The 19018-nt window shown below is 34.9% G+C and carries 11 protein-coding genes and 1 pseudogene; 2 read left to right on the top strand and 10 right to left on the bottom strand.

The genetic code is table 11. From position 1 onward, the window contains the following. Positions 1–5: 5 nt before the first annotated feature. The 3 genes and pseudogenes from P5P87_RS02170 to P5P87_RS02160 form a co-directional block, all read right to left on the bottom strand. Positions 6–1016, bottom strand: a complete 1011-nt coding sequence (locus tag P5P87_RS02170) for a 4-hydroxyproline epimerase (RefSeq protein ID WP_278021400.1) — start codon at positions 1014–1016, stop codon at positions 6–8. A gap of 1 nt (position 1017) precedes the next feature. Then, positions 1018–2600 (bottom strand): annotated as a pseudogene (locus tag P5P87_RS02165) (aldehyde dehydrogenase (NADP(+))). Positions 2601–2722: 122 nt separating this feature from the next. After that, a complete protein-coding gene (locus P5P87_RS02160; RefSeq protein WP_278021399.1) occupies positions 2723–3637 on the bottom strand; it encodes a dihydrodipicolinate synthase family protein in 915 nt (304 codons plus the stop codon). A 179-nt stretch (positions 3638–3816) separates the two neighbouring features. Between P5P87_RS02160 and P5P87_RS02155 the strand changes: the two genes are divergently transcribed. Together P5P87_RS02155 and P5P87_RS02150 are read left to right on the top strand one after the other, a co-directional pair. Next, a complete protein-coding gene (locus P5P87_RS02155; protein WP_278021398.1) occupies positions 3817–4662 on the top strand; it encodes an AraC family transcriptional regulator in 846 nt (281 codons plus the stop codon). Positions 4663–5466: 804 nt separating this feature from the next. Beyond that, positions 5467–7476 (top strand): hypothetical protein, encoded by a 2010-nt coding sequence (locus P5P87_RS02150; protein WP_278021397.1) that lies wholly within the window; start codon positions 5467–5469, stop codon positions 7474–7476. 204 nt (positions 7477–7680) lie between these two features. On the opposite strand, the gene P5P87_RS02145 is transcribed toward P5P87_RS02150, so the two are convergent. The 7 genes from P5P87_RS02145 to P5P87_RS02115 form a co-directional block, all read right to left on the bottom strand. Then, positions 7681–10608: an FAD-binding and (Fe-S)-binding domain-containing protein gene (locus P5P87_RS02145; protein WP_278021396.1), complete on the bottom strand. Its 2928-nt coding sequence runs from the start codon at positions 10606–10608 to the stop codon at positions 7681–7683. A gap of 151 nt (positions 10609–10759) precedes the next feature. Next, complete coding sequence (locus tag P5P87_RS02140; RefSeq protein ID WP_278021395.1) at positions 10760–13057, bottom strand: aminotransferase class III-fold pyridoxal phosphate-dependent enzyme; 2298 nt, start codon at positions 13055–13057, stop codon at positions 10760–10762. Positions 13058–13188: 131 nt separating this feature from the next. Next, positions 13189–13398: a hypothetical protein gene (locus P5P87_RS02135; protein WP_278021394.1), complete on the bottom strand. Its 210-nt coding sequence runs from the start codon at positions 13396–13398 to the stop codon at positions 13189–13191. A 47-nt stretch (positions 13399–13445) separates the two neighbouring features. Beyond that, a complete protein-coding gene (locus tag P5P87_RS02130) occupies positions 13446–15173 on the bottom strand; it encodes a beta-galactosidase (RefSeq protein WP_278021393.1) in 1728 nt (575 codons plus the stop codon). A 187-nt stretch (positions 15174–15360) separates the two neighbouring features. Then, on the bottom strand, positions 15361–15822 hold the full coding sequence (locus P5P87_RS02125; RefSeq protein ID WP_278021392.1) for an MGH1-like glycoside hydrolase domain-containing protein: 462 nt from the start codon (positions 15820–15822) through the stop codon (positions 15361–15363). Between the two features lie 76 nt (positions 15823–15898). Next, entirely contained in the window at positions 15899–17371 is a 1473-nt protein-coding gene (locus P5P87_RS02120) for an MGH1-like glycoside hydrolase domain-containing protein (RefSeq protein WP_278021391.1), read from the bottom strand. Positions 17372–17504: 133 nt separating this feature from the next. After that, entirely contained in the window at positions 17505–19004 is a 1500-nt protein-coding gene (locus tag P5P87_RS02115; RefSeq protein ID WP_278021390.1) for a RagB/SusD family nutrient uptake outer membrane protein, read from the bottom strand. Positions 19005–19018: the final 14 nt, after the last annotated feature.

Below are 19018 nucleotides of genomic sequence, written 5' to 3'. Positions count from 1 at the left end.
ATTCATTAAATAACCTGAAATCCAAACGCATATGGATCGTCATTTTCATCAATTACAATAGTATTATAACCGTATACTTTTGCCCAACCTTGAATACTTGGAACAATAGCTGGAATATCTCCAATAGAAGTTTCTTCTACGACTTTACCAATAAACTTACTTCCAATATAACTTTCGTGAATAAACTCTTCCCCTTTTTTTAATTTTCCTTTTGCGTGCAATTGTGCCATTCGGGCCGATGTTCCTGTTCCGCACGGCGAACGGTCGATTGCTTTATCTCCATAAAAAACAGCATTTCTGCCTGAAGATGTAGGATCTATTGGCGTTCCTGTCCATAACATATGCGACACATCTCGAATGGTATCATTCTGTGGATGAATGAAGTAATCAGGATATTTTTCATTAATCTTTTTGCGCACTTCCTGACTGTATTGAATAATTTTACTCGCTGTATAATCCTGAACACCAGAAAAATTCTTCTGCGGATCGACAATCGCGTAATAATTTCCTCCATAAGCCACATCAAAAACAATCTCACCCAATTCTTCACAATCAATAGTAAGACCTTCGGCTGCTAGATACGATTTTACGTTGGTCAGACGTACCCAATCTACCTTTTTGCCAGTTTGCTGATATTCTATATGCACTAAACCTGCAGGAGCTTCCATTTTTATAATACCTGGAGTTTTTGGCGTTACCAATCCTTCCTCAACAGCAATTGTGATGGTTCCAATTGTTCCGTGTCCGCACATTGGCAGACAGCCAGAAGTTTCTATAAACAAAATTCCAACATCGTTGGCAGGATCGCTTGGCGGATACAAAATGCTTCCGCTCATCATATCATGTCCTCTTGGTTCAAACATTAATCCTTTACGAATCCAGTCATATTCTTTTAAAAAATGTCGCCGTTTTTCGCTCATCGAATTACCTTGTAGATTTGGTCCGCCACCGGCAACAACCCGAACTGGATTTCCGCACGTATGAGCATCTACACAAAAAAAAGTTTTCTTTACCATTTTATATTTGAGATAGTGTTAGTTTATTATTTATTGTACGAACAATTTGTAATGGATTCTCATTTTGCAATTCAGCAGGCAGCAATTCGTTTGGCCAATTCTGATAACTTAATGGTCTAACCCATCTGTAAACCGCGTGTATTCCTACGGCAGTATAACGTGAATCTGACGATGCAGGATAAGGTCCGCCGTGAAGCATAGAAGCGCAAACCTCAACTCCTGTTGGCACGCCATTGTATATTAAGCGACCTACGCGATTCTGTAAAGCGGCAATTATTCCTTTGTGCTTGTCAATTTCGTTCTCTTCACTTATAATTGTTCCTGTCAGCTGTCCTTCCAGTTTAGAAATAACTTCTATTAATTCCGTCTCATTTTCACATTCAATTAAAATAGAAAATGGACCAAAAACTTCGTTATGCAATATTTTATTCTCTAAAAACTTTTTTCCATTAACCTTTAAAACTGTTGGAATGCCATGATTTGGAATTGTTTCTCCTTTAAACTGAGCGATTTTCGAAATCCCGTTATGTTCTTCTATTTTTGAAATTCCGTTATTAAAATCAGCATAAATAGAAGGATGCAACATACAGCCAGGCTGAGTTTTTTCAATGGCTTGATTTAGGTTCTCTTCAAATTCTTTTAATTCTTCACCTCTTAAAGCTAATAATAATCCTGGATTGGTACAAAATTGCCCCGCTCCTAAAGTGATCGAATTTGCATAAGCTGTTGCCCATTTTTGACTGTTTTTTTCAATGCATTAGGCAAAAGCACTACAGGATTTATACTTCCCATTTCGGCAAATACCGGAATTGGCTCTGGACGCTGTGCAGCCAAATCGCATAAAGCACGGCCACCTTTTATACTTCCTGTAAAACCAACACCTTTTATTAACGGATGTTTTACCAAACTCGTTCCGAGTGTTCTTCCGTCTCCTATAAGATTAGAAAAAACGCCTTCGGGCATATTGGTTTTCTGAGCCGCTTTTATAATAGCCGAAGCGACCATTTCGCCTGTTCCTATATGCATGGAATGGCTTTTTACAATAACCGGACAACCCGCAGCCAAAGCCGAAGCTGTGTCTCCTCCGCTTGTAGAGAATGCAAAAGGAAAGTTACTCGACCCGAAAACCACAATTGGTCCTAGAGGAACTAACATTTTGCGCAAATCTTCTTTTGGTGCAGGTTGTCTGTCAATTATTGCAGTATCTATTGTTGCTTGAACCCAATTTCCTTCTGTAAGCATTTCGGCAAAGGCTCTTAATTGACCGATCATTCGACCGCGTTCACCTTCCGCCCTGCCTCTCGGATAACCCGATTCGGTACAGTATTGTTCTAAAAGAGTATCTCCCAAAGCTAAAATTTCATCAGCAATTGCGTTTAAGAATTTAGCTTTTTCAATTCCTGAATATTTTTTATAACTCGAAAATGCTTGATTAGCTAAAGTAACTGCTTCCTCAATTTCATCCTGAGTTGCTTCTGTAAAAACCCAAGGATTTTCTTTGTTCAATAACGGATTAAACGTTTTTAATATTTTTGAACCGCTCGCTTTTAGCTGGCTTCCTATATAATTTTTTCCTGTAATCATGTTTTTGTCTAATAAATGAAATGTATTGAAGTCACAGTTCTTAGTTATAGTCTCAGTAAAGAATTCCCTAACAATTCTCACTGAGACTGATAACCAAAAGAGCCAATCTTGGCAATAAGATGCTATAAATTTTTGTAATCTGGCAAAGTTGGTCTTGTTCTTAGTCCTTCGGCAATAATGGCAAGAACTCTTTCTCTTTCTGCCCCTTGCAATGGCAATCTTGGAGCACGGACATTTTCAGTTCCAATTCCTGTTGCTACTTCTGCTAATTTTATATTTTGAACTAAAAATGAATTAATATCCAATTCTAACAAAGGCAAAAACCATCTGTAAATTTTTAGAGCTTCATCGATTCTTCCGGCTTTAGCCAATTTATAAATGGCTACTGTTTCTGCAGGAAAAGCACAAACTAATCCAGAAACCCATCCATCAGAGCCCATTAATAAACTTTCTAATGCTAATGTGTCCACTCCAGATAGTATTTTTAAACGATCCCCAAATCGGTTAATCATTCTTGTAACATTAGAAATATCTCTTGTAGATTCTTTTACTGCTTGAATATTATCAAATTTTAATAACTCTTCAAACATATCTAAAGAAACTTCGATTTTATAATCAACTGGATTGTTGTAAACCATAATAGGAAGTTTTGTACTTTTTGCCACTTCACTATAAAAAGCAACCGTTTCAAAATCAGATGCTTTGTAACGCATTGGAGGAAGCATCATTAATCCTTTTGCTCCATCTTGCTCTGCTTTATTAGCCGCTAAAATGGCTCCCTTTGTAGTTTGCTCTGCAATATTCATTATTACAGGCACTTTATTTTCTGTAAGTGAAACGGTATGTTGTACTAATTCTCTTTTTTCCTCTTCCAAAAGTGTACTGGCTTCACCCAAAGTGCCTCCTAAAATAATCCCTGACACCCCAGCATCTAATTGTGCCTTCATATTAACTTCAAACATTTTGAAGTCTAATTTATCATCTGCAGTAAATTTTGTAGTTACCGCCGGCATCACGCCATTCCATTCAATGCTCATAATTTTAATTTTTTATTTAAGCCAAAATTATCTAGAAACGACAGAGCTAAGCCTTCAAAAATTACCACAAAATGATATTATATTACCCTATATAATGACAAATGTCAAAAAACAGAACATTATAGCATCATTTTTTTGATCAAATACAATATATTTGATAGTAACTAACTAACCACTATATGAAAGTTTTTCCATTCAAAATTCCAAAATCTGGAGAAGATCCCCTTATTTATCAAGAAGATATAGAAGTATCATTTTATGATAAACTGCACCAGCATGAAGAAATTCAAATTAGTTTTATAGAAAAAGGAGAAGGAGCCGTTTTTGCTGGCGATACTATTTCGCAATATCGCGAGGGCGATATATTGGTAATTGGAAGCAATCTGCCCCATGTATTTAGAAGCGATGTTCAAGAAAATGTAATTTCTGTAATGCGAACTTTATTCTTTACTTTCAATTCGTTTGGGAAAGATTTTTTTGAATTATCTACTTTCCGAAATATTCATCCTATTTTAGAAAGCGACAAAAATGGATTTATCATTCATAACGCACCAAAAAAAGTAGTCAAATATTTTAAGAAGTTACGAAAAGCCGACAGTTATACACGATTTATATTATTTCTTGATATTCTAAAATGGCTCTCAATATCTGAAACTACTCCGCTTTCTAATTATTTATATCAAAAGAAAATAACTGATAATGAAGGGAAAAGAATGCAGATTGTGTTTGAATATGTTATGACTAACTTTCATAAAAACATAACGCTTGATGAAATTGCTTCGATAGCCAGTATGACCAAAAATGCTTTTTGTCGGTATTTTAAAGTCCGGACAAACAAATCTTTTTTTCAGTTTCTAATTGAAGTGCGCATTGAGAGAGTCGCAAAATTATTATCTAATAATGAGGAACTCTCTGTTTTGGAAATTGCCGAATTATGCGGCTTCAATAATATTTCCAATTTTAATCGAAAGTTTAAAGAATTAAAACAGCTTTCTCCTTTGCAATATAGAAAGCTGAATTTGTAATTATTCATTAATCAATATTTGCGACTATACAATTCGTAGACAAACTGTTGTTCTACAGACATTCTTTGGGCTAAAAAAAAACTGTTTAATCTCATTATTTATAAACGAGATAAAACATGCTTATTCCTAATACAATAGCGTAAAAAGCAAACTGGTATGGTCGAAAAATAGGGTGAAGAAAAAAAATGTAAAAGTTTTACCATTTTTTTTTGTGATACTATATTATCCATTTCTTGATTAAATAATGCTTACAAGCATCAAAATTCTAAATCATTTATTTGAAATTACTTTCAATAAATTACTATTAGAAGAAAATAAAATTAAGTTACCTATTCTCCAATTAGACAATTTACATTCTGTGTATATATTATCCTCTTTGCTTTTCAGATTGTTTAAAATCATCTCTCTTTTTTACCTCCAATTAAAAAAAACTAGTAGGCACTGGTATGTAAAACTTAAGAACATTTATACTTTTGGATCTCGCATTTATCTATTTATCCAAACAATTTGCACAAGCTCAAAACAATTTATTTCGGTTACAAAATAGAATAAAAGACAAAAAAACTAACGAAAAACTCAATTATTAACCTTGAAAACCAAACGAAGAAGCATGAATTATTGACGCAACAAGCATAAGAACCGAGCCGAATGTCTCGCAAAAAAACAGCACTAACATTCTAAGACGAAAAAAGAGCATTTCTGAGGTCAACAATTTACCTGTGCTACTTACAGCATTATTCTGTAAAGCATAAAAAACTACACAACACACAACACACAACACAACAAATACAAAAAACAAACGCAATGAAGCTATCTTCTGGAAAAAAACGCAAACCTTTTTTACTTACTCTTACTGCATTATTTTTTATTAGCAATATTGCATTTTCTCAAGACGATCAGCGATGGCAAATTAATAACGATGGCACAATTTCTTGGCAAATAAACAATGCTATTCCGCATGATGACCATATCGAAATGAGCGGAAAAAAAATCTCATGCGTTTTAAGATACGGCGTAGCGGCAGATGGTTCTTTTCATGCTACTCGAAGTTTGATCTGGCCAATGCTCAGAACTATTCCTAACAATACACATGCAAGTTTTACACGTCAATTTGCTCAAGATGCTTTTGATCTTGTAACTGTAAATTACAAACCTATTACAGGAGAGAAAACAGTCTCGATAACTCTTAACGGAACATTATTAATTAAAAGTAAAACGAATGTTCTTGAACTTACTAGACAATTTTTTCCTTCTACAGCATTGGCAGGTTACAATGAAATTTACACTATTAAAAACACTTCTGAAAAAAACTCTATTGTAGAAATTCCAAAATCAAATACGATTTATACTTCAGATCCTACAAAAGGAACAGAAGGCAGTTACAAAATTCAGGTGCAATTATTTAATGACGGAACTTTTAACCTAAAGCCCAACGAAAGTGTTACTTTTTCTGTTTTTTATTCTGGCGTTAAAACAAGCGAATCTGTTCCTGCTGTAAATGCCGAAGAAGAAAAAAACAAACGCATTGACTTAATCCGTGAAATTTGGAGCAAATTAATTTTGGAAACACCAGATCAAGTTTTAAATACTGAATTTGCTTTCGCGAAAATCAGAGCGGCTGAAAGTATTTTTGAAACCAAAAACGGTCCAATGCACGGTCCTGGAGGAGAATCGTATTATGCCGCAATCTGGGCAAACGATCAGGCCGAGTATGTTGGTCCGTTCTTTCCTTATTTGGGGTATGAGTATGGAAATCAAGCTTCATTGAATGCTTATCTCCAATTTGCAAAATTCATGAACAAAGACTACAAACCGATTCCGAGTTCTATTGTTGCAGAAGGAACGGATATTTGGGCGGGCGCAGGAGATCGTGGTGATGGCGCAATGATTGCTTATGGAGCAGCTCGTTATGCACTTTCAAGAGGAAATGTAGATGAAGCAAAACAATTATGGCCATTAATAGAATGGTGTTTAGAATATTGTCACAGAAAAATAAATGCTGAGGGAGTTGTCGCTTCAGATTCTGATGAATTAGAAGGACGTCTACCAGCTGGAAAAGCCAACCTCAATACTTCTTCTCTGTATTATGATGCATTAAACTCAGCAATTTATTTAGGTAAGGTTTTAGGAAAAAATGAAAGTCTGCTTAAAACGTATAAAACCGAAGCTGAGAAATTAAAGACTGCAATTGAAAACTATTTTGGCGCTAAAGTCGAAGGTTTTGAAACCTACAAATATTATAAAGAAAATGATGTTTTAAGAGCTTGGATTTGCACGCCGCTTACTATGGGAATTTATGATCGAAAAGATGGAACTATAGATGCTTTATTTTCTCCTAGATTATGGACTAAAGATGGTTTGGCAAGTATAGCCGGAGATAAAATATTTTGGGATCGATCTACCTTATATGCTTTAAGAGGAGTTCTTGCTGCTGGCGAAACAGATAAAGCACTTGATTTTTTACATTATTATTCTAACCGACGTTTATTGGGCGATCACGTTCCATACCCTGTAGAAGCGTATCCAGAAGGCGATCAGCGTCATCTTTCGGCTGAAAGCGGTTTGTATTGCAGAATTTTTACAGAAGGATTATTCGGAATTCGTCCAACTGGTTTGCGCAGTTTCGATTTTACGCCACGTCTTCCTAAAAATTGGTCTATTATGAAACTGAAGGGTATTCATGCTTTTGAACGCGATTTTGATATTACAGTTGAAAGAGCTGGCAAAAACCTAAGGTTAAAAATAACTGATGGAAAAAAGCTAGCAATCAATAAAGTTATTAAAGATGGCACGACGATAAATATTAAGTTATAATTTTTTTTGAATTATTGTTTTTTTTAAAATAGTCTTTTACTTAGATATAAATCCTCTTAATCTGCAAAATCTGCGAGAGAAAAAAATAGTCAAAAATGCCTCTCGCAGATTTTGCAGATATAACAGATTTCATACGTAAAGTATAGCTAAAAAGACCTAACACATTGCGTCTCTTCAGAATATGGGGACAATAATAACAAATCTCTATTTCAAAGCCTTAAATAATATTTCCACAGGATGCTGTGCCTTTCGTCCTGTTCCATCTGCAATTTGATGTCTGCAACTTGTTCCTGGAGCAGCAATTAAAGTAACACTTTCTTCTGCCCTAATTGTTGGAAACAAAACCAATTCACCAATTTTCATCGAAATATCATAATGCTCTTTTTCATAACCAAACGAGCCTGCCATTCCGCAACAACCACTCGGGATATTTAAAACAGTATAGTTCTTTGGCAATGAAAGTATCTTTTTAAGTGGCGCTAAAGACGATAAACTTTTCTGAAAACAATGTCCATGCATACGCACTCTTTCTGTTTTTTCTGTAAAACTAGTAGGAGAAATACGTTTAGCTTCCAATTCTTTAGCCAAAAACTCTTCAATTAAAAAAGTTTTCGCCGCAAATTGTTTTGCTTTTTCTTTGAGATCACCACGACACAAATCAGGGTATTCATCGCGAAATGAAAGTATTGCAGAAGGTTCAATTCCGATTAAAATTCCATCAGTTGGAATTGTTGCTTCAAAGTCTTTTGTGTTTTGTTCTGCAATTTCTCGTGCTTCTTTTAGCATTCCTTTTGATAAATAAGTTCTTCCGCTTATTCCAATTTTAGGAATCTCAACCTTATAACCTAATCTGTTTAAAAGTTTTACAGCGGTTTGTCCTATTTCGACATCAAAATAATTCAGAAATTCATCATTATACAAATACACAATTCCATTATTAAAATCACCAATTTGGCTATAGCTTTTCATCCATTTGGCAAAAGTAATTTTATGCATTAAAGGCAATTGTCTTTCTAGGGCAAAACCAGTTCCTCTTTTAATCCAATTTCCTAGAATTCCTTTCGCAGATAAATTATATAGCCACGGAGCTGAAGCGAATAATTGATTTATTTTTGGCGTATTTCCAATTAGTTTAGATCTAAATTTTACTCCGTTTTTATCCTGATACTGCTGTAATGTTTCGGCTTTCAATTTTGCCATATCCACATTTGAAGGACATTCTGATTTGCATCCTTTACAGCTTAAACATAAATCCAAAACGTCAAGCAAATTTTCATCATCAAACCTATTTGCTTTCGTTGAGTTTGTAATAGTCTCTCTAAGCATATTGGCGCGCGCTCGAGTCGTATGTTTTTCGTCTCGAGTTGCCATATAACTTGGACACATTGTTCCGCCACTTTTTTCTGTTTTTCGACAATCTCCAGATCCGTTGCACATTTCGGCGGCACGAAGAATTCCGTTATGATCTGAAAAATCAAAATACGTTTCAGGCATTGGCGTATCTTGGCCTGCTTTATATCGTAGACTTGTATCCATTGGTGGCGTATTCACAATTTTTCCAGGATTGAAAACACCCCACGGATCCCAAACATTTTTTATCTGAATAAATAGCTGATAAATTTCATCTCCAAGCATCAACGGAATAAACTCTCCACGAAGTCTTCCATCACCATGTTCACCACTTAAAGAACCTTTGTATTTTTTAACCAAATGCGCTATATCTGTTGCAATAGTTCTAAAAAGAGCCGTTCCTTCTTTGGTTTTTAAATCTATAATCGGACGCAAATGCAATTCGCCAGTAGCGGCATGCGCATAATGCACACAGTTTAAATTTCTTTCTTTTAAAATCGCATTAAAATCTGCTATAAAATCAGGCAAATCATTTACGTCTACGGCTGTATCTTCAATCACCGCAACTGCTTTTGCATCTCCGGGAATATTCGATAATAAGCCTAATCCAGCTTTTCTTAATGCCCAAACTTTATTGGTGTCTTCACCATACACAATTGGGAAATGATAACCTAGATTTTTAGATCGCATTAAAGCTTCCATCTCTTCTGCAATCTTCTCGATTTCTTCTTGCGAATCTCTCAAAAATTCGACAGCCAAAATAGCCTGAGGATCGCCCTTCACAAAAAAGCGATTTTTGCTTTGTTCTATATTTTCTTTGGTGCATTCTAAAATATAGTGGTCAATTAATTCTACACTATCAGGATTGAACTTCAATGCTTCAATATTTGCTTTTAAAGATTCATGAATGCTTTCGAAATGAACGCAAATCAATGCTGAAAAAGGTTTTAAAGCATCAACTAGATTTAATTTTACCGCTGTCGAAAAAAACAAAGTTCCTTCAGATCCTGCAATCAATTTACAGAAATTAAACTTTTCTGAGAAATCTATAAAAGGCGAACTATCGGCCAATAAATCCAAAGCGTAACCTGTGTTTCTTCTTGGAATTGTTTTTTTAGGAAAATTGGCTTCAAATAAATTTCTATTATTTTCAGATGAAAGTATTTCTTTCGCTTGAACATAAATTGCTTGTTCTAATGTACCAACAACATTAATTCCGTTGCATTTATCTTCAAATTCAGCATTTGTTAAAGCGCCAAAAACGACTTCATTTCCATCTGCCAGAAAACCTTTTATTTCAAGAACATGTTCGCGCGTTGATCCATATACAACAGAACGTGCTCCACAAGCATTATTTCCAACCATTCCGCCAATCATGCAACGATTACTGGTAGAAGTTTCTGGTCCGAAAAAAAGTCCGTACGATTTCAAATAAAGATTCAGTTCATCGCGAATTACTCCTGGTTCTACCCAAGCCGATTTTTCATCCTTATTAACAGAGATAATTTTGGTAAATTCTTGCGAAATATCAACCACAATTCCGTTTCCAACGACTTGCCCAGCTAATGAAGTTCCGGCCGCACGAGGAATGATACTGCTGTTGTTTTCTTTTGCAAAAGCAATAATTTTCTGGATATCTTCTTTAGTTTTCGGAACAGCTACAGCCAAAGGCATTTCTTTGTAAGCGCTTGCATCTGTTGCGTACAGCAGACGCATGGTATGATCGTAAAATAATTTTCCTTCTAATTGCTTTTCTAAATTGGCAAGTTTATTATCATTCATTTTTTTACTTTATTGTATACAAATCCACTTCTACCAAAAATGATAAAAGAGAAAAGCTGTCGCTAATTTTTGTTTGCTTAAATCGTTGTGTAGAACTAATGAAGGCTTCCGTCTTTTACAACGGAAGACTTTTTATTTTAATGGAAAGATTTTATAGTTCGCTTAATGCAATATCTAGCAATTCAACCATTTCATCAGCATTTTGTTTGTTGAATGGCATTGGCGGTTTTATCTTTAAAACATTATGCAAAGGTCCGTCTGTACTCAACAAATAGCCTTTTGCTTTTATTTTTTCAACAACAATATCAATTTCAGGAATAGCCGGTTCCATCGTAATTCTGTCTTTTACCATTTCTGCACCAATAAACAAACCATGCCCTCGAACATCACTTATAATTGGGTATTTAGCCATTAAGCCTTTTAATCCATCCATCAAGTAATTTCCAGTTTCTAGAGCATGCTTTTGCATTTCTTCTTCTTGAATTACATCTAAAACTGCCAATCCTGTTGTCATTGAAACAGGATTTCCTCCGAAAGTATTGAAATATTCTAATCCGTTGTTAAAGGCTTCTGCAATTTCCTCAGTAACAATAACAGCTGCAAGCGGATGTCCGTTTCCTATTGGTTTTCCTAAAACAACAATATCAGGAACGACATTTTGCAATTCGAATCCCCAGAAATGATCTCCAATTCTTCCAAATCCAACTTGAACTTCATCTGCAATACAAACACCTCCTGCGGCACGAACATATTGATAAACTGTTTTAAGATAATTTTCTGGCAACGGAATTTGTCCTCCAACTCCCAACAAAGTTTCGCAAATAAATACTGCTGGCGCTTTGTGTTCGTTTTTTAAATCTTCAATAATTCTTTGCACATCGGCAGCATATTTTTCTCCGGCTTCAGTATCTCCATATTTATACGGTCCACGATACAAATCTGGATTAATTGCTTTATGAATCCAAGGCATTTGCCCTGAACCGCCTTTGCTGTCAAATTTATACGGACTCATTTCCATTGCAACTGTCGAAGTTCCGTGGTAGGCATGATCTAAAACAATAATATCCTTTTGTTTGGTAAAATGACGGCTCATGCGAATCGCCAAATCATTGGCTTCACTTCCTGAATTAACAAAATAACAAACGCTAAGTTTTTCTGGTAAAGTTGCAGTTAGTTTTTCTGCATATTCTGTAATCGCATCATTCAAATATCTCGTATTGGTATTTAAAGTTGCAATTTGCTTTTGCATTTTTCTAACAACAACGGGATGACAATGACCAACATGCGAAGGATTATTTACACAATCAACAAAAGTTCTTCCTTTGTCATCATATAAATATTGCAAAGCTCCTTTTACAATTTTTAGTTTGTCTTTGTAACCAATACTCAGGTTTCTGCCTATTTTCTTTTTTCTGATTTCAAGCAATTCTGAGTAATCGTCATTTGTAATTAACCCTTCAAAACCACAAGCTTTTCTAAACGCATCTTGCGCCTTGATCGGGTTAATTTTTATTAGTTTATATAATAAATCCCAAGCTGGTTTTTCAGTAATAAAATGATGTTCGTTGTTACTGTCTAATGAAGCATTATAAGCCGATTGCGTTACGCTAATACAAAGTCTTCCTGCGATTAAATAATACAATAAATCTAATTCCTGCTCAGTAAGCGCATATGAATGATGATATCCTTCAACAATTTTTACCGCTACAGTCAATGGATCTTCCTCGTCTAACATTGCATAAGTACAGGCGATTGCCAAATTATTGACTAAAGCTGTATAAACCATATCGCCAAAATCAATAAGTCCGTTAACACGATTTCCTTGCACTAAAACATTATAATCGTTAGCATCGTTGTGAATATAAGCATGTCTCAATCGATGAATTTGCGGTGCTACTTCTGTATCAAACTGCAATAAAAAATAACCTGCAATACGCCTTCTTTCGTGATTTAGAATGTGTTTCAAATTATCGCTTGCTTCACTAGCTTTACTAATATCCCAAGTATAATTTCGATGCATTGCAGGATGCGAAAAATCAGCCAAAGCACGATCCATGTTACCCAAAAATGAACCTAAATTATAATGCAATTCAGTTGTTTTGTTTTTTTCATCTACCCAGAAAACGCCTTCTAAAAAGTTTAAAATTCGGATATAATAGGTTTGAGAATCTGTTACTATTTTTGTAAGCTCCTCTCCTTTTTTGTTGATGCAAAAATGCTGAAAACAATCTGAAATAATGCTTTTTGTAAGATGTCTTATAATGGCCGCTTGCGCTTCTAAAAAAGGAAACGGATGACTTTCGTTGGATACTTTTAGAATGTATTTTTCATTTTTCTCATTTGATAAAAGAAAATTCAATTCATCATACCCGTTTAATGCTTTTACGGTTACGCTAAAACCGTAATGTTCTTTTACTAAATCTTGAATAATTGCTTCTGAAAAATTCATTGGTATTCTTTTAAAGTTGTTTTTTATTTTTTTTAGCCACTAATCTCATGAATTTGCACTAATTTTTTTCTTTTTTTAAGTTGTTCTACAAGTATCTAATTCGTGCAATTCGTGGCAAACTTTATTTTATTCTATTTCCAAATTACAGCCTGAGCTGGTTCTAGTGGATTTTGTCCAACTAAAATTTTACTTCCTGCGGGAATAGGCAGATTAATTGTTTCATTGGTATAATTTACCCCAACAAAAAAGCCGTCTCTCCATTCTACATAAACACCTTTTGGAAAGTTTTCGATGGCTACTTTTGCATTCTCATAAACTTTTCGAACAACTTCTCTTTCCAAATTTCCATCTTTACTTTCTGCTCCAATATAAGTAACGGTTCCTTTTCCTAGTTTTCTTGTAATTGCAGTGCTTTTCCTTTGTAAAACTGATCGGCATAAGTGGCTAAAACTTCTGTGCCTTGTTTCGGATTTAAAACGTCTGCCCAAGCATTCCATTTGTAGGTATTGCTTCCAGAATTTACTGTTCCGTTTACATCTTCAACTAACATATCAAAAAATTCAACGTCAGCTCCGATTAAAGGTACAATTGGTGCGTTCCAATTCGCTTCAAAAAAATGTCCGTTTTTATCCTTCTGACCTGTTCGGCAAGAAAGAATTAAATTTCCTCCATTTTCAACATATTTTGTCCATTTGTCAACCAACTTTTGATCAACTAATTGATACGCTGGCGCCACAATAAATGGATAAGCCGAAAAATCGCTTTCTTCTGTAATAAAATCCATTGGCGCGCCTGTTGATTTTATTGCCGAGGTATACGTATTTCTATGTCTCCATGTATTCCAGAATTCAGTTTGTTTTTGGTTTTCCAAATCCCAAAGATTTTCATGGCTCCATAAAAATCCTGTTTTCCTTTTTGCAATTTCCTGCGGAATCGTCGCTTTTGAATTGTATTCTTTACGAAGCAATTTCATGTCTTCGATTGACTGTACAAACTCTTTTCCTCCCGTTGATAAAGTTACTCCATCAGTTCCAACAATTCCGTCATGATACATTTCGTCGCTTCCTAGAGGATGTCTGTATCTATACGTACAAGTAAATGAACAACCTCCGCCAAAAGCCTGAGAAATCCACATGTGAACGGTTCCTGGAAGCAATTGCGGATTAATACTTGCCCAGTTTACTTGTCCTGGCTGCATTTCCATAACTCCAGTAACGCCATTTATAGATCGATAATAATCATTGGCTTCCATGATTTTGTTTGGAGATCCCATTCTGAAATTCTGTCCTCCTAATGTATTTCTTCCGCTAACTGGATACATTGTATAAGTGGCAAAATCCATTTTATCTGTTCTTCTTGGATCTGCACCATACACTACATTGGTATAATTTGTTGTTACCCATTGTTTTGGATCGATATATTTTCGAAGTGTTTCGGCTTGCAGATTTAAATATTCTGCTTGCGAATCTGCCGTATATCTTTTGAAATCCAAAACAGCGTGCGGGCTTAGTTTGTCTTCAGAATAAATCTCCGCATTTGGAATTGCAATCTGCTCAAAATTATTATATCTGATACTCCAGAAACTAGCTACCCATTCGGTATTCAATTTTTCGATTGTTCCGTATTTTGCTTTAAGCCATTCCTGAAATCCTTTTTGTGCCGAAGGACTAAAATCGTCTGGTGCGCCAGGTTCATTATCTACTTGCCAGCCTATGATATTTTTATTCTTGCCGTATCTTTTTCCTAATTCAGAAACAATTTTCTCTACAAATTCTCTGTATTTTTCATTAGATACAGATTGATTCGCTCTATTTCCATGTTCTCTTCTGCGTCCACTTGCATCGACTAGATAAATCTCAGGATATTTTTCTCCCATCCAAGCTGGAGGTGTTGGCGTAGGTGTGCAAAGAATTACTTTTAGACCTGCTTTTTCTGCAATTGCCAAAGCATCATCTAGCCATTTGAAATCGTATTTTCCTTCTTCAGGCTCCATAAAAGTCCACGCAAATTCGGCAAAATGCGTAAACTCAAATCCTAGTTTTTTAATATTTTTTAAATCGCGTTCCCATTGTTCTCTCGGCCATTGTTCCGGATAATAATAAACCCCTATTTGCATTAAATCTGCCTTTGAGAAAAAACAGCTGCGGATCTTTATTTTCTGAAACTGTATTTTTTTTGTTTTGGGCAAAAAGAGGAATTGAATGACAGCTTGCAACAAGCAATCCTGCCATTATTAATTTTCTGAAAGATATATTGTAGTTAAACATATTTTATAGTTTTGGTATTAATGAAATGTTGGATGTTTATTTATCCTCCAAAAGCGACATTAAATAATGCGACGCAGACCAGCTAAAATTAAAAGCTTCTAATCCTTTTCCTGTAACGGGCTGATAATTTTCTCTAATAGAAGTTCCTTTATCCACAACTCCTTCTGCATTATGAATCAGTTTATGCGCTAACTCATTTGCTTCTTTTGTATAGCCATATTTTTCTAGTCCGTTAATTCCAAAGTAACTTTGATCCAACCAAACAGGTCCTCTCCAATAGCCATTATCTGGCTTAAATTTAGGATGATTTGCGACCAATGTTGGTAAAGGGACAAAAGTGTTCAAACTTGCCGAATCCAGCATATTAATTTTTGCCGCTTTCACTTGTTCTGCAGAAGCGACTTCTGCCCAAATTGGACAATATCCTTCGCATCCCATTGCTTTTATCAATGTTTTTCCGTCAATGGTTGTATCATAAAACCAGCCTGTTGCAAGCATCCCAAAACTGATTTTGAATTTTCATTTTTAGTGCGAGCACTTTCTTCATTCCATTTTTTTGCTTCGACACTCAGTTTTAAAGTCTGCTTGCCATTTTACTTAAAAAGTTTTTCTCTGCAAATAAAAATGAATTCAGATCAACACTTTCCTGATCTAATGAATATGCTTTTTCTCCGTTTTTTAGAATTTTACTTTCATCAAAACGAACTGCATTATCCATTCCGCTTTCCCACTTTGCCGCAATCACAGTTCCATCTGTAGAACCAAATTCGCATAAACCATCCTGATCATGATCTCGTTCTTTGTACCACCAATTATGGTATAATTTTAACTTCGGATAAAACTCTTTTAGAAAATTAATATCCTTTGTTTTTTCATAAATTTTCCAAATTGCCCAAGCCGCAAGAGGTGCTTTTGTGTTTCGGTAATTATTTTCTTCTAGATCATTGTTTCTGTAAATGCAATCTGGAATAAAACCATTTGGCTCTTGATAATCAAATAAAGCACGCATTTGATTTTTGGCTAACTCCGAATCATAATTTGAAACTGCAACAGCGTGTTTCCAGCTGTCCCAAGCCCAAAAACCATGAAACCATTCGTAATTGTAACTCGGAAAAAGACCGCCATGCTTTAATCCTTCTGCTGCAATTCTAGTGTTGGTTTGTAATGTTAGTGCCAATTTTGCTATCAAATCAGAATAAATCTGATCTTTATAAATGGTTTTCTTTTTGGCAATTAATTGCGATAATTGCTTTTCTTTTTCTTTTTGCGTGTTGTTAAGCAGTGTATTAAAAACCGTTTTTTGTATTGTCTCGTTTTCGGTTTTCCATGAATATTGTGGAAAAATAAAACTTTGAGAAACAATTATTTCTTTTGTTTCATTTGGTTTTAAAACCAACTTTTCTGTCTGCGCTTGGTATCCTTGTTTCGAAATTTCAATTTCTGATTTTGTTTTCAAGAATTGAATGTAACCTACAGCAATACTTTTAGCAGAAGTGATTTTTAAAACATTGTTTTCATTTGATAGTTGTAAATCATCTAAAAACAAAGTTGCATTATAAGAAGGAAAAATAGTTAGTGGTTTAGCTGTTTTATTGGTAATCGCTGTTTTCTGTAAAGCCGAATGCCCTGATAAAAACACTAATTGCTGTTTTACTTCTAGTTTTTCATTTTTAAATTGCTGTTCTAAATGGCTGTTGTAGCTATTTTGTGCGACCAATGAATTTTTCCAGTTGATGATTTCTTGTTTGTTTTCGTCTTTTAGCTGTAATGAAACAAAAGAAGAACTTAACCAAACGCCATTCTGTTCAGTCATTAAGAAAGGTCCTGAAAATCCTGCTTGAATTTCTGATGGTTCTAAAAACCCAAATCCGAACCAAGCGCCTTTATCTGAAAATGCCAATGATTTTCTATCTGTAGCATTTTTTGGATCTCCTTTAAAATTGATACTGTTTTTGCCTGACTCTAAATTTGGAAAGCTCTTTTGAGACCAACCTGCCTGTATTATAAAAAAGGAAGCAAGAATAAAAAGTATGTTCTTTTTGTTCATGTTTTATGTTTGTTTTTGTTATTATTTAGATAAAGTCTTGCTCTTTTTATTGGCAAGATCGATAATCTTTAGACAAAAAGAATAGCCCAAGAAATATAGGCTATTCTTTTTGAAATTTAAATCATTTCGAGAATTAATTCGTTTGCAATTCTGTCAATGGAATTGGATAAAAATTATTTTTTGCGACATCAAAACCTGTTCTTCCAACAGCATCAAGCGCTTCTTTTGTTTTTCCCCAACGACGCAAATCATAAAAGCGATAATTTTCAAGAGGGAATTCTAAAATTCTTTCGTGCTCTATTTGTGCTTTTACTTCTGCTGTGGTTGTTCCTGTCATTGCTGGCATGTCTGCTCTTTCGCGAACTTTATTAATATACGGAATAGCTTCTCCTGGACGTCCTAATTCATTTAAAGCTTCGGCCTGCATTAGCAATACATTCGAATATCTCATCAAAGGAATATTGATCGCTGTAAATTCTTGATCCATTTTTTCCTGTGTACTCGGAATATATTTACGATATACTGGTTTGTCTGTATCTCCAAATTTATCATCATATGTAGTTCCTAATACCAATGGATTGCTAGGGTTATTAAAATAAGGATCTTTAAAGAAAATGGTACTGTAAAAACGTGAATCGTAGTTTCCTGTAGTCGCAATTTTTCCTTCTTTTTTGAATTCATTTACTAGCATTGGACTCGGAAGAATTTCATCCCATCCGCCAAGTTCAGAAGCTGCCATCCAATAATGAAGTGCATTACGATAAAATGCTCCGTTTGCTGTAGTTTCTGAAAATTGAAGTTCAAAGATCGATTCTTTTGTGTTTTTGGTTGTTCCGTCAAACATAGAAACATAATCTTTAACTAGTTCATAACCTTGTACTTTGCTAAATGCTGTAAGTGCGTCATTTAAGAAAGTTTGTTTTTGAGCTGTTTCTTCATAGGCTCTTGTTAAATATGCAAATCCTAAATAACTGTTTGCTGCACCGCTTGTTGCGCGTCCTGTTTTATCTGCTGATTGTTTTGCTGGTAAAACATCGGCTACAGCTTTAAACTCGTTTATAATAAAATCCCAAGCTTCTGCACGTGTTGACAAAGGAATATTCAAATCGCTTTCTTTAGTAACATATTTATTTCTAATATAGATTTGATTCCAGTTAAGAATAAGTTTCATATGATAGTAAGCACGTAAAAAACGAGCTTCGGCTTCAATTTGTTTGCGGTCTGCATCAGTTATTTTATCTGAAGGAACCTGTGGTAACTTATCAATAACCTGATTGGCATTACTGATTCCTCTATAATTAATTTTCCAATAACTAGTAAACTGACTGTTTCCGTTGGTGTACGTAAAAGTCGAAAGTTCTACCCAGTTTTGGTAGTTCAATGCATCGCTTCCTAATTCGTTTATGTCTTCACGATAAGCCTCAACTGGCCATTTTACTTCGGCGAAAGCCCACTCATCAACCGCACATTCTAACTGAGAATAAGTGGTCGCTAAAGCTGATTCGGCGTCAGCTTTGTTTCTCCAGAAATTATCTGATGTAAGCTGATCAGGCGATTGCTGATCCAGATAATCATCACAACTTGCAAAAGTGAATAAACCTATAGTGGATAATATTAAAAATATCTTTTTCATGATAGTGTCTTATT

The sequence above is a fragment of the Flavobacterium ginsengisoli genome (assembly GCF_029625315.1).
Lineage (GTDB): Bacteria > Bacteroidota > Bacteroidia > Flavobacteriales > Flavobacteriaceae > Flavobacterium > Flavobacterium ginsengisoli.
This window is presented reverse-complemented; position numbering and strand designations above follow the sequence as displayed.

Bases quoted from the DNA above. Each gene is read 5' to 3' on its own strand.
- P5P87_RS02140 (WP_278021395.1), bottom strand. From the start codon at position 13,057: ATGAATTTTTCAGAAGCAATTATTCAAGATTTAGTAAAAGAACATTAC.
- P5P87_RS02130 (WP_278021393.1), bottom strand. From the start codon at position 15,173: ATGCAAATAGGGGTTTATTATTATCCGGAACAATGGCCGAGAGAACAA.
- P5P87_RS02150 (WP_278021397.1), top strand. From the start codon at position 5,467: ATGAAGCTATCTTCTGGAAAAAAACGCAAACCTTTTTTACTTACTCTT.
- P5P87_RS02160 (WP_278021399.1), bottom strand. From the start codon at position 3,637: ATGAGCATTGAATGGAATGGCGTGATGCCGGCGGTAACTACAAAATTT.
- P5P87_RS02115 (WP_278021390.1), bottom strand. From the start codon at position 19,004: ATGAAAAAGATATTTTTAATATTATCCACTATAGGTTTATTCACTTTT.
- P5P87_RS02145 (WP_278021396.1), bottom strand. From the start codon at position 10,608: ATGAATGATAATAAACTTGCCAATTTAGAAAAGCAATTAGAAGGAAAA.
- P5P87_RS02125 (WP_278021392.1), bottom strand. From the start codon at position 15,822: ATGCTTGCAACAGGCTGGTTTTATGATACAACCATTGACGGAAAAACA.
- P5P87_RS02170 (WP_278021400.1), bottom strand. From the start codon at position 1,016: ATGGTAAAGAAAACTTTTTTTTGTGTAGATGCTCATACGTGCGGAAAT.
- P5P87_RS02155 (WP_278021398.1), top strand. From the start codon at position 3,817: ATGAAAGTTTTTCCATTCAAAATTCCAAAATCTGGAGAAGATCCCCTT.
- P5P87_RS02120 (WP_278021391.1), bottom strand. From the start codon at position 17,371: ATGAACAAAAAGAACATACTTTTTATTCTTGCTTCCTTTTTTATAATA.